General features: G+C 58.0%; 13 protein-coding genes. 1 reads left to right on the top strand and 12 read right to left on the bottom strand.

The window, feature by feature from the left end; all coding sequences use genetic code 11:
- Positions 1–48: 48 nt before the first annotated feature.
- Positions 49–1794: a gamma-glutamyltransferase gene (gene ggt / locus ACQUTD_RS11090; protein ID WP_473275542.1), complete on the bottom strand. Its 1746-nt coding sequence runs from the start codon at positions 1792–1794 to the stop codon at positions 49–51.
- A gap of 124 nt (positions 1795–1918) precedes the next feature.
- Here ggt and ACQUTD_RS11085 point away from each other — a divergent pair, with 124 nt between their 5' ends.
- On the top strand, positions 1919–2359 hold the full coding sequence (locus ACQUTD_RS11085; RefSeq protein ID WP_318376015.1) for a DUF2756 family protein: 441 nt from the start codon (positions 1919–1921) through the stop codon (positions 2357–2359).
- On the opposite strand, the gene ugpQ is transcribed toward ACQUTD_RS11085, so the two are convergent.
- The 11 genes from ugpQ to livH form a co-directional block, all read right to left on the bottom strand.
- Positions 2356–3096: a glycerophosphodiester phosphodiesterase gene (gene ugpQ / locus ACQUTD_RS11080; protein WP_473275119.1), complete on the bottom strand. Its 741-nt coding sequence runs from the start codon at positions 3094–3096 to the stop codon at positions 2356–2358. The two genes, ACQUTD_RS11085 and ugpQ, sit on opposite strands and share 4 nt — an antisense overlap.
- Positions 3093–4166 carry a sn-glycerol-3-phosphate import ATP-binding protein UgpC gene (locus ACQUTD_RS11075; protein ID WP_072571197.1) on the bottom strand — a complete coding sequence of 358 codons (1074 nt, stop codon included), beginning with the start codon at positions 4164–4166 and terminating at the stop codon, positions 3093–3095. The genes ugpQ and ACQUTD_RS11075 overlap by 4 nt, the downstream gene beginning before the upstream one ends.
- A gap of 1 nt (position 4167) precedes the next feature.
- Complete coding sequence (gene ugpE, locus ACQUTD_RS11070) at positions 4168–5013, bottom strand: sn-glycerol-3-phosphate ABC transporter permease UgpE (RefSeq protein WP_318362643.1); 846 nt, start codon at positions 5011–5013, stop codon at positions 4168–4170.
- Positions 5010–5897 (bottom strand): sn-glycerol-3-phosphate ABC transporter permease UgpA, encoded by an 888-nt coding sequence (gene ugpA, locus ACQUTD_RS11065; RefSeq protein WP_072571195.1) that lies wholly within the window; start codon positions 5895–5897, stop codon positions 5010–5012. The genes ugpE and ugpA overlap by 4 nt, the downstream gene beginning before the upstream one ends.
- 109 nt (positions 5898–6006) lie before the next feature.
- Entirely contained in the window at positions 6007–7323 is a 1317-nt protein-coding gene (gene ugpB / locus ACQUTD_RS11060) for a sn-glycerol-3-phosphate ABC transporter substrate-binding protein UgpB (protein ID WP_072571194.1), read from the bottom strand.
- A gap of 198 nt (positions 7324–7521) precedes the next feature.
- Positions 7522–7890 carry a type II toxin-antitoxin system death-on-curing family toxin gene (locus ACQUTD_RS11055; protein ID WP_473275122.1) on the bottom strand — a complete coding sequence of 123 codons (369 nt, stop codon included), beginning with the start codon at positions 7888–7890 and terminating at the stop codon, positions 7522–7524.
- Positions 7887–8108: a type II toxin-antitoxin system Phd/YefM family antitoxin gene (locus tag ACQUTD_RS11050; RefSeq protein ID WP_318373481.1), complete on the bottom strand. Its 222-nt coding sequence runs from the start codon at positions 8106–8108 to the stop codon at positions 7887–7889. The genes ACQUTD_RS11055 and ACQUTD_RS11050 overlap by 4 nt, the downstream gene beginning before the upstream one ends.
- Before the next feature lie 86 nt (positions 8109–8194).
- Positions 8195–8908 (bottom strand): high-affinity branched-chain amino acid ABC transporter ATP-binding protein LivF, encoded by a 714-nt coding sequence (livF, locus tag ACQUTD_RS11045; RefSeq protein WP_072571193.1) that lies wholly within the window; start codon positions 8906–8908, stop codon positions 8195–8197.
- A gap of 1 nt (position 8909) precedes the next feature.
- Positions 8910–9677: a high-affinity branched-chain amino acid ABC transporter ATP-binding protein LivG gene (gene livG / locus ACQUTD_RS11040; RefSeq protein WP_072571192.1), complete on the bottom strand. Its 768-nt coding sequence runs from the start codon at positions 9675–9677 to the stop codon at positions 8910–8912.
- Positions 9674–10954: a high-affinity branched-chain amino acid ABC transporter permease LivM gene (locus ACQUTD_RS11035; protein ID WP_473275125.1), complete on the bottom strand. Its 1281-nt coding sequence runs from the start codon at positions 10952–10954 to the stop codon at positions 9674–9676. The genes livG and ACQUTD_RS11035 overlap by 4 nt, the downstream gene beginning before the upstream one ends.
- Positions 10951–11877, bottom strand: coding sequence for a high-affinity branched-chain amino acid ABC transporter permease LivH (gene livH / locus ACQUTD_RS11030; RefSeq protein ID WP_072571190.1), 927 nt, complete (start codon positions 11875–11877; stop codon positions 10951–10953). Before livH ends, ACQUTD_RS11035 begins: the two co-directional genes overlap by 4 nt.
- Between the last annotated feature and the right edge of the window lie 38 nt (positions 11878–11915).

Below are 11915 nucleotides of genomic sequence, written 5' to 3'. Positions count from 1 at the left end.
GTACTCCCCTCTCCCCACGGGAGAGGGCCGGGGTGAGGGGCATAAAAATTAATACCCCGCCGTCAAATCATCCACCGACCGCGGATCCGACGCGCCGTACAGCGTGCCGTCAGGCGCGATCATAATACTCTGCGTACTACCCATCGCCTCTTTCACGGCGACTTTCTGCCCTTTCTGCTCCAGCAGTTTCAGTGTATCCGGGCTGAAGCCCTTCTCCACGCGCAGCTCATCCGGTAACCACTGATGATGGAAGCGTGGGGCGTTGGTCGCCTCAGCGACGTTCATCTCAAAATCAATGCTGTTCACCACCATTTGCAGCACAGTAGTGATGATACGGCTTCCACCCGGGCTGCCGGTGACCAGCCAGGTTTTACCGTCTTTTACCACGATAGTGGGCGACATCGACGACAGTGGACGTTTGCCCGGCCCCACGGCGTTCGCATCGCCGCCCACCAGCCCGTAGACGTTAGGTACGCCCGGTTTAGCCGAGAAATCATCCATTTCGTTATTCAGCAGGATACCGGTATTCCCTGCCACAATGCCCGTTCCGAAGGTGGTGTTGAGGGTGTAAGTGACCGATACGGCGTTCCCGTCTTTATCCACTACCGAGAAATGCGTGGTCTGATTACTTTCGTAAGGCGCGAGCTTGCCCGGGCGGATCTGGCTCGACGGCTTCGCCTTTGTCACATCGATCTGCTGGGCGATGGATTTGGCATATTCCTTATTGGTCAGCGCCTGCCACGGCACCTTCACAAAATCCGGGTCGCCTAAATATTCCGAGCGATCGGCATAGGCATATTTTTCCGCTTCGGCCATCACCTGCATGGCATCGGCGCTGCCAAAGCCGTATTTCGCCAGATCGAAGTTTTCCAGAATATTGAGGATTTGCACGATGTGGATCCCGCCGGAGGACGGCGGCGGCATGGAGAACACCTCATAACCGCGATAGGTGCCGCTAATGGGCGTGCGCTCGACGGCTTTATAGGCTGCCAGATCCTCTTTAGTGATCAGGCCGCCGTTTTTACTCATCTCCTGGGCGATCTGATCGGCAATCGCGCCTTTATAGAACGCCTCCGGGCCTTTCTCTGCAATCATTTCCAGGCTTTTGGCCAGATTGGTCTGCACCAGTTTGTCGCCTTTTTTCAGCGGCTCACCGTTTTTCCAGAAGATCGCTTTGCTGTTTTCATAGTTGGGCAACACTTCGCTGCCGTAGGTTTTCAGATCTTCCGCCAGCGCGTCGTTAACGGTAAAGCCCTGCCTGGCAAGTTTGATGGCAGGCTGCACCACTTTATTCAGCGGCAGCGTGCCGTATTTTTCCAGCGCCAGCGAGAAGCCCGCCACCGTGCCCGGCGTGCCGGTCGCTAAATGTGAGGTAAGGGATTTTTTACTGTCGGGATTGCCCTGATCGTCTAAGAACATATCGCGGGAGGCCTGGGCCGGTGCCATTTCGCGGAAGTCGATGGCGGTGGTCTGTCCGTCTTTGGTGCGCAGCAGCATAAATCCACCGCCGCCGAGATTGCCCGCCTGCGGATGGGTAACCGCCAGCGCATAACCTACCGCCACGGCGGCATCCACGGCGTTACCGCCCTGCTTAAGAATATCGACGCCGACGCGGGTCGCTGCCGCATCCACAGACGCCACCATGCCTTCTTTCGCCTGCACCGGATGGAAGACATCTGCTTCCACGCCGTATGACACCGGCGGCGGTGGCGGCGGAGGTGCAGCAGCCACGCCAAAACATCCCCCTGCCATCAGAGCGGCGACGGCCACCCAACGCACAACATTCTGTTTCATCATCGCGGTTCTCCAGAGATATGAGCAACAGGCCCCGCTTAAGCCTGGTTCACTACTCTTAAAAAATCATCGTTTTGCCGGAGAGCAAGTAAACTTAAGCTATTCCCCATGAGAGGAGATGATGATGAAACCCTACCTGATTCTGGCGGCATTATTGCCGTTTGGCGCTTTCGCACAGCCACTCAATACCATGAATAACCCGAATCTGCCGGACTATCAGATCCCGTCCCAGCAGCGGATGCAGACGCAGATGCTTAACCAGCAGTCGCAGCAAAAAGGCATGCTGAACCAGCAGTTACAGACGCAGACCCGCATTCAGCAGCAGCATCTGGAATCGCAGATTAATAACAACTCGCAGCGGATCATCCAGTCCCAGCCGGGCGAACCGACGCTGCCGCGCCAGCAGCCGCTGCCAAACAGCAACGGCGGGATGCTGAATAACAGCGATGCCTCGCTGAATACGCAGCAGCACATGCTGCCGCAGCAGACGAACGGCAGCATGCTGAATCAGAACACCGGCAGCACGCCGCAGCCAAATATCCCGCTGAAAACTATCAGTCCTTAAGGCTGAAAGTTCGGGCCGATGATGTCGATGCTGTCGGTACAGATTGAATCCACCCCGGCGCGCAGCAGTTCAGCGGCGCGCCCGGGTTTGTTGACGGTATAGACCAGGATGCGCAGCCCGGCGTCTTTGAGTGCGGCGATGCGCGCTTCATCCAGCAGGCGGTGATTTAAATGAATGGAGACGCAGCCCAGCTGTGTCGTCAGCGCCCGCCAGTCGTCCCGCCATTCATCCAGTAATAACCCGCGCGGCAGTTCAGGCGCGGCCTGTTGTGCCGCTTCCAGCGCATCAATATCAAATGAGGATAACAGCGGCGGCGTCATATCCGCCCAGAGTTCGCGTGCCGCCAGCGCCACGGTTTTGCCGGTCAGCGGGCCGGTGCCGGTGGTCGGTTTGATCTCAATGTTCGCCATCATGCCGTGCTCGCGGCAGCGCTGCGCCACCTGCGACAGCAACGGCAGGGGTTCGCCTGTAAAATCGCGGCTGAACCAGCTTCCCGCGTCTACCTGTAACAGATCGCTCCACGGCAGCCTGCCCGCCACGCCCCAGCCGTTGCTGGTGCGCTCAAGATTGTCGTCGTGCAGCAGGAAGATCTGTCCGTCCTGCGACAATTTCACGTCAAATTCAATCATGGTGTGGCCGAAGCGCGCGCCAGTATCAATGGCGGCCAAGGTATTTTCCGGGGCCAGTTTGCCGCCGCCGCGATGCGCGACAATGTGGGGATAGGGCCAGTTGCTCATACTCGTTGTCCTGTGTCACCGTCGAAAAGGTGCAGATGGTTTTCCGCGAAATGCAGCCATAATGTGCTGCCAGGCGCAGGACGTTCATGATGCGGCAGACGAACCACCATTTTCTGTTCGCCCCAGCGCCCGTGGGCCAGGTTGTCAGCGCCGAGCATTTCCAGCGTGTCCATCACCAGCGGGATCCCGCCTGCGGATTGTGAGCTTAGCGTAATATGTTCCGGGCGGATACCCAGCGTCATTTTGCGACCGGTATAGCCACGGTAAACCCAGTTAATCGGCAGCGACATGCCGCTGTCGAGATCAAAATGGGTGCCGCTGGTGCTGATGCGCCCTTCCAGCAGGTTCATCGCCGGGCTGCCGATAAAGCTCGCCACAAAGCGGCTGGCGGGCTTCTCGTACACTTCTACCGGCGTGCCGATTTGCTCCGCCACGCCTTTGTTCATCACCATCACGCGCTGGGCCAGCGTCATGGCTTCCACCTGATCGTGGGTGACGTACAGTGAGGTGGTTTTCAGGCGACGGTGCAGCTGTTGCAGCTCAAGGCGCATCTGCACGCGCAGTTTGGCATCGAGGTTGGAGAGCGGTTCATCAAACAGGAAGACCGCCGGATCGCGCACAATGGCGCGGCCCATCGCCACACGCTGACGCTGCCCGCCGGACAGTTCGCGCGGACGGCGTTTGAGCAGGCCGTCCAGCTCCAGAATACGCGCGGCGTCCTTTACCCGCTCGGCGATGTGCGCTTTGCCCATGCCGCGAATTTTCAGGCCCCAGGCCATGTTTTCTTCCACGCTCATGTGCGGATAAAGCGCGTAGTTCTGGAACACCATGGCAATACCGCGATCGACAGGCTCCAGCTCGGTCACGCGCTGGCGATCGATCCACACGTCGCCGCTGGACACCCGCTCCAGACCCGCCACCATACGCAGCAGCGTGGATTTACCACAGCCGGACGGCCCGACCATGACAATAAATTCACCGTCCGACACGTCCAGCGTCAGCGGCTGAATAATCTGCGTTTTGCCGTTATCCCAGCTTTTGGTTACTGCCTGTAATTTCAGACCTGCCATCTTATTTCTCGCTATCAACTAAACCACGCACAAAAGCACGCTGCATGGCTAAAACAATGACGACCGGCGGGATGAGCGTCAGCAACATCGCGGCCATAACGTGGTTCCACTGCGTGGTGCCCTCTCCCGTGGCGATCATCCCCTTGATGCCCGCCACCGCAGTGCCGAGGTTCACGTCGCTGACAATCAGCAGCGGCCACAGGTACTGGTTCCAGCCGTAGATAAAGGTGATGACAAACAGCGCCGCCAGATTGGTTTTCGACAGCGGCAGCACGATGTCGCGGAAAAAGCGCATCGGGGATGCGCCATCAATGCGCGCGGCTTCGATCAGCTCGTCCGGCAGCGTCATAAAGAACTGGCGAAACAGGAAGGTGGCGGTTGCCGAGGCCATCAGCGGCAGCGTCAGGCCGGTATAGCTGTCGAGCATATCCAGCCGGGCGATCACTTCCACCGTCGGGAAAATACGCACTTCAACGGGCAGCATCAGGGTGATAAAAATCATCCAGAAGAACAGATTACGCAGGGGAAAGCGGAACCAGACGATGGCGAACGCGGAGAGCATCGACACCACGATTTTGCCGACCGTAATGCTGAGCGCCATGATAAAGCTGTTCAGCAGCATCAGTCCGAAGGGCGCGCTGTTCGCCCCCACGCCTTCCCGCCAGATGGTGCGGATATTTTCCAGCAGATGCGTGCCGGGGATCAGCGTCATCGGCGTTTCAAATACCTGCTGGTTGTTGAGCGTGGCGGCGACAAAGGCCACGTACAGCGGAAACAGAATGGCGGCGATCCCGAGGATCAACATGACATGGCTGAAGATCGTCAGCCCGCGACGGTTCTCGATCATTGATAGCGCACCTTACTTTCCACATAGCGGAACTGCACGACGGTCAGCCCGATGACCAGCAGCATCAGCACCACCGACTGCGCGGCAGAGGCCGAGAGATCCAGTCCGGCGAAGCCTTCGCGGTAAATTTTGTAGATCAGCGTCGTGGTGGCCTGCACCGGCCCGCCCGCCGTCGCGGCGTCGATCACCGGGAAGGTATCGAAGAAGGCGTATACCAGATTGACCACCAGCAGGAAAAAGCTCACCGGCGCGATCAGCGGTAACGACAGCTGGAAGAAGCGGCGCACCGGCCCGGCGCCGTCAATGGCCGCAGCCTCAACCAGCGAGCGGGGAATTGATTGCAGCGCGGCGAAAAAGAACAGAAAGTTGTAGCTGATCTGCTTCCAGATGGAGGCGAATACCACAAGGAACATCGCCTGTCCGCTGTTCTGCGCATGGTTCCAGTTGTATCCCACCGCTTCCAGCGCATGGGTGATCAGCCCGCGGCCAGGGTTGAATAAGAAGATCCACAGCACGGCGGCGATGGCCGGCGCGACGGCATAAGGCAGCAGCATCAGCGTCTGATACAGGCGGCTGGCGCGGATCACGTAGTCCACCAGCGCGGCGAAGAATAATGAACTCAGCAATCCCCAGAAGGTGACCATGCCGCTGAACTTGATGGTGGTCCAGAAGGAGTCGAGGTAATAACTGTCATGAAACAGGGCGACGAAGTTGTCCATGCCGACGAACTGGCTGGACAGCCCGAAGGGATCGACGCTCTGTACCGAGTACCACAGCGCTTCGCCCGCAGGCCAGATAAAGAAAATGATGGTGATAATCAGCTGCGGGGCGACCAGCGCATAAGGCAGCCAGCGCGAACGGAATACCGGACGGGATGATGACATGGGGATTGGATTCCTGAACAGCGCCGGGTGGCGGCTTCGCCTTACCCGGCCTACAGGCTAAATGCCACTTGTAGGCCGGATAAGCGCAGCGCCATCCGGCATGAAAACATTAAGACTTCGTCGACTGCTCGAAGCGGCGCAGCAACTGATTACCGCGCTCAACGGCGGAATCCAGCGCCTGCTGCGGGGTTTTCTTGCCGGTCCACACCGATTCCAGCTCTTCATCCACAATGGTGCGGATCTGCGGCATGTTGCCCAGACGCAGGCCTTTGGTGAACGGCAACGGCGGCTTATTCAGCATCTGACGAGTGGCGGTATCCGCGCCCGGGTTTTTATCGTAGAAGCCCTGCTCGCGCGTCAGGTTATAGGCAGCGGTGGTGATCGGCAGATAGCCGGTTTTCTGGTGCCATTCAGCCGCATTTTCAGGCTTCGCCAGGAACTCCAGGAACTGCGCCACGCCGGTGTAAGTCGGCTTGTCTTTACCCTGCATCACCCACAGGCTGGCCCCGCCGATAATGGCGTTCTGCGGCGCGCCTTTCACATCGGCGTCATACGGCATCATACCGACACCGTAGTTGAATTTGGCGTAGTGACGGATGTCCGCCAGCGAACCGGAAGAAGCAGTGGTAATAGCGCAGTCGCCGTTATAGAACTTCTCGGTGGACTCATCCTTGCGGCCAAAGTAGCTGAAGTCGCCTTTCTTGTTCAGATCGGCCAGCAGGGCGATGTGTTTCACCTGCTCCGGCTTATTGAATTCCAGTACCGCGTCGGTACCGTCAAAACCGTTGTTTTTGCTGGCGACCGGCAGACCATGCCAGGCGCTGAAGTTTTCGATCTGGATCCAGCCCTGCCAGCCGCTGGCGTAACCACATTTCATGCCTGCCGCTTTCAGTTTTGCGGTATAGGCGGCCAGGTCCTGCCAGGTTTTCGGCGGCTGCTCCGGATCTAAACCGGCTTTCTTAAAGGCATCTTTGTTGTAATACAGCACCGGCGTGGAGCTGTTGAACGGCTGGGACAGCAGGTGCCCGGTTTTTGAATCGGTGTAGTAACCGGCAACCGTCGGCACGAACTGCGTTTCATCAAACTTGATGCCCGCATCGCTGAACACTTCGTACACCGGTTTAATGGCTTTCGACGCCATCATAGTGGCGGTGCCTACTTCATACACCTGTAACAAAGCTGGCGCATTACCGGTACGGAAAGCCGCGATACCCGCGCTCAGACTCTGCTCGTAGTTGCCTTTGTACACCGGCACAATTTTGTAATCCGGATGGGTGTCATTAAAACGTTGCGCCAGGGATTCAACTTCTTTACCTAACTGACCTTCCATAGAGTGCCAGAACGGAATAGTGGTGACTGCCATCGCCTGACCTGCAAATGCCAGGCTTATCGCCAGTCCTAAAGCTGTATGTCGTAACGAAGTCATTCGGTTATCTCTCTTGTTGTGCCGGATGCGCGAAAACACGCGTTTTATGCTCGCGAGGTAACATGACACGCGCGAATGACAGAAAAATAACCTTTTAATTACAAAACGGTGACAGTCAGGGGTCAGGGAGATGATAGGCAGATGATGATCAGGTGAAGGTAATGTGTAGGCCCGGCGGAGGTTGCCGGGCATCAGACGCTAGCGCTGTAAACGTTGAACAACATCTTCCAGAGATAAATTCCCTGCCGCCGCCTGTACCGTCAAATCAACAAAATCAGGATTAGCCGCCAGGGTAATACCGTTGCGTTTCAGAAACAGCAAAGTAATAAACAGCGCAGTGCGTTTATTGCCGTCATTAAAAATATGACCGCGTGAGATCGCCAGCAGATGCATGGCCGCCAGCATCCAGATATCGGTAACGCCTTCGTACTCGTATTTATTCAGCACCCGATAAAGTAACGCCTCTGCACGCCCGGCATCGGGCATTCCCGGCACGCCGGGCGTCACGCTCAGCAACCGATCGTGAAACTGAATTATCTCCTCCGCTGAGATAAATTGTAGGGTCATTTATCCGCCAGCTCCCGTAGCTCATTTCCATGCACCGCCATAATGGCGGCGAATTCAGCGTCCATTTTGGCAGTCTGATAACGCTCAAACTCTTCCGCGCTGATAATGACCGCGGATTTCTGCCCACGTCGGGTAATGGTCACAGGTGTGCCAGTCGCGGCGGTTTCCAGCGCGGCAGCCAGGTTTTGCCGCGCTTCGCTGTAGTTCATGGTGTGCATAAGCGCCTCCTCAGTTGTACAGGTTAATTGTACAACTCAGACGTACAAAAAAGGAGCCCGCAGGCTCCTTTTTCATCACGAGAAACTTAACCGCCCAGATAAGCGCTGCGTACTGCTTCGTTCGCCAGCAGCGCGTCGCCGGTATCTTCCAGCACCACGTGACCGTTTTCCAGCACGTAGCCGCGATCGGCGAGCTTCAGCGCCTGGTTGGCGTTCTGCTCGACCAGGAAAATGGTCATCCCTTCCTGACGCAGCTGTTCGATGGTGTCGAAGATTTGCTGGATGATGATCGGCGCAAGACCGAGCGATGGCTCATCCAGCAGCAGCAGACGCGGCTGACTCATCAGCGCGCGGCCAATCGCCAGCATCTGTTGTTCCCCGCCGGACATGGTGCCCGCACGCTGAATACGGCGCTCATACAGACGCGGAAACAGCTCGTAGACGCGTTTAATACGGGTCTGGAACTGCTCGCGGTCGGCAAAGAAACCGCCCATCGCCAGGTTTTCATCCACCGTCATACGGGAGAAGACGCGACGCCCTTCCGGCACAATTGCCACCGCTTCCCGCATGATTTTCGCGGTCTGCCAGTCGGTAATGTCTTTCCCGTCGAAGGTCACACGCCCGCTGGTGGCACGCGGATCGCCGCACAGCGTGCCCAACAGCGTGGTTTTACCCGCGCCGTTGGCCCCAATCAGGGTGACGATCTCCCCCTGCCTGATATTCAGGCTCACGTCGTGCAGCGCCTGAATCTTGCCGTAGTGGGCACTTACTTTGTCAAAGGACAACATGACTTTTTCCATCTTATGCCTCACCTAAATAGGCACGGATAACATCCGGGTTATGACGAATTTGCTCCGGCGTCCCGTTGGCCAGCGGCGTGCCCTGGTTCACCACGTAGATGCGGTCGGAAATGCCCATCACCAGCTTCATGTCGTGTTCAATCAGCAGGATGGTGGTGTTGTGATGATTACGCAACTCGACAATCAGCTCGTCCAGTTCTTTGGTTTCCTTCGGGTTGAGACCGGCCGCGGGTTCATCGAGCATCAGGATCTCCGGCTGCGTCACCATGCAGCGGGCAATCTCCAGACGACGCTGATCGCCGTACGCCAGGTTGCTCGCCTGCCGGTTAGCGTGTGCTAACAAACCAATGCGGTCAAGCCAGGTAGCGGCGCGATCCAGGGCTTCAGTCTGCGCGCGACGGAAGGCCGGGGTTTTCAGCAGACCGGAAAACAGACCGGTTTTCAGTTGCTGATGCTGCGCAACCAGCAGGTTTTCGATCACCGTCATTTCGCGGAACAGACGCACGTGCTGGAAAGTGCGCACCACGCCCATACGGGCAATCTGCTGCCCCGGCAGACCTTCCAGATGCTGGTCGCGCAGCATGATGGTGCCGCCGGTCGGCTTATAAAAACCGGTCAGGCAGTTGAACACCGTGGTTTTACCCGCGCCGTTCGGCCCAATCAGCGACACAATTTCCTGCGGATGCAGATCCAGCGAAACGTTATTTACTGCCAGCAGACCGCCAAAGCGCATCATCAGGCCGTTAACGGATAATAAAGGCTGACTCATGCCTGCTCTCCTTTCGCGGCTTCCCCGGTTTTCAGCTTCAGCTGTGGACGGGTCATGGGCAGCAGACCCTGCGGACGCCAGATCATCATCAGCACCATCAGGCCACCGAGCATTAACATGCTGTATTCATTGAAATCACGCATCAGTTCACGGGATACCACCAGCAGGATAGCCGCGAGGATCACTGCAAACTGCGAGCCCATGCCGCCGAGCACCACAATCGCCAGCACAAAGGCGGATTCCGCAAAGGTGAAGGATTCCGGGCTGACAAAGCCCTGGCGCGCGGCAAACAGCGTTCCGGCAAAACCGGCAAAGGCGGCGCTGATAGTGAACGCGGTCAGCTTGATGCGGGTCGGGTTCAGGCCCAGAGAACGGCAGGCGATTTCATCTTCGCGCAGCGCTTCCCACGCGCGGCCCAGCGGCATACGCAGCAGACGGTTAATGACGAACAGGCTCAGCACCACCAGCAGCAGCGCCACCAGGTAGAGGAACACCACGCGGTCGCTTGGATCGTATTTCACGTTAAAGAAGTTGCTGAAGGTATCCCAGCCGCCTTCACGGGTCGTACGGCTGAACTCCAGACCAAAGAGCGTCGGTTTCGGGATCTGGCTGATGCCGTTTGGCCCGCCGGTCACTTCGGTGTTGTTGAGCAGCAGAATACGCACAATTTCGCCGAAGCCGAGGGTGACAATCGCCAGATAGTCGCCGCGCAGACGCAGCACCGGGAAGCCGAGCAGGAAACCTGCCGCCGCCGATACCAGCCCTGCCAGCGGCAGGCAGGTCCAGAAGCCGAGGCCGTAATAGTGATTGAGCAGCGCGAAGGTGTACGCGCCAATGGCGTAGAAGCCGCCGTAGCCCAGCACCAGCAGGCCGGACAGTCCCACCACCACGTTAAGCCCCAGACCGAGAATGATGTAAATCATGGTCAGGGTGGCGATATCCACCGTGCCGCGCGACACCATAAACGGCCAGGCCACAGCCAGCACCAGCAACGCCAGCAGGAACAGTTTCTGTTTTACCGTGGAGCCATCAATGGCCGGCAGCACGAATTTCGGGCCGGAAATGCCCTTCATGCTTTTCTGGAATACCGGACGCAGCAGCTGGAAGAAAAAGACCACTGCAGTACCGACAAACACCCACTGCCAGCGGATATCCGCCGCGTGTCCGACCACCAGTTTGGTGCCGTCCAGTTGCAGCTGTACGCCCATAAAGACGCCCGCGAGGACGAAGAACATCGCCGCCGACAGCAGCGCCATGGCAAAATGCATCGGTTTCATACTTTCTCTACCTCCGGACGGCCGAGGATCCCGGTCGGCATCACCAGCAGCACGCCAATCAGCAGCGCGAAGGACACCACATCTTTATATTCCGTGCTCAGGTACGCCGAAGAGAGCGATTCCGCGACGCCCAGAATGAGGCCGCCGATCATCGCGCCCGGAATGCTGCCGATACCGCCCAGCACCGCCGCCGTAAAGGCTTTCATCCCGGCCATAAAGCCGATATACGGGTTGATCACGCCGTAGAACTGACCGAGCAGGACGCCCGCCACCGCCGCCATCGCCGCGCCGATGACAAAGGTCAGGGCGATCACGCGGTCGGTGTTGATGCCGAGCAGGCTCGCCATCTTCAGATCTTCGGCACAGGCGCGACAGGCGCGGCCCATGCGGGAGTAGCGGATAAAGAGCGTCAGCGCCAGCATGGCGACGAAGGTCACCACCCAGATCACCAGCTGCATGGTGGTAATGGACGCGGAGAAGTTTTCACTGCTGCCCACCACCCACTGGCCGTTAAACAGGCTTGGCAGCGCCACATCGCGCGACCCTTCCGTCAGGCTGACGTAGTTTTGCAGGAAGATGGACATCCCGATGGCGGAGATCAGCGCGATCAGGCGCTTGGAGCTGCGCACCGGGCGATAGGCCACCCGTTCGATACTCCAGCCGTAGGCGCTGGCGATGACAATCGCCCCGACAAAGCCGGCGGCCACCAGCAGCCAGCTGCTGTCGATGCCCATCATCATCAGCGCGGCGATGATCATAAAGGAGACATAACTGCCGATCATATACACCTCACCGTGGGCGAAGTTGATCATGCCGATAATGCCGTAAACCATGGTGTAACCGATGGCAATAAGCGCGTAGGTGCTTCCCAGCGTAACGCCGTTAAACATCTGCTGCATGAAGTAGAGAAACTGCTCGGACATAGGGAAACCTTTTCATTCCCGCCCGACAGTGCCGGGCG

It is taken from the genome of Enterobacter sp. K510 (assembly GCF_055804875.1).
Note: the sequence above shows the minus strand (reverse complement) of the source record. Positions and strands in the feature narration are given on the sequence as shown.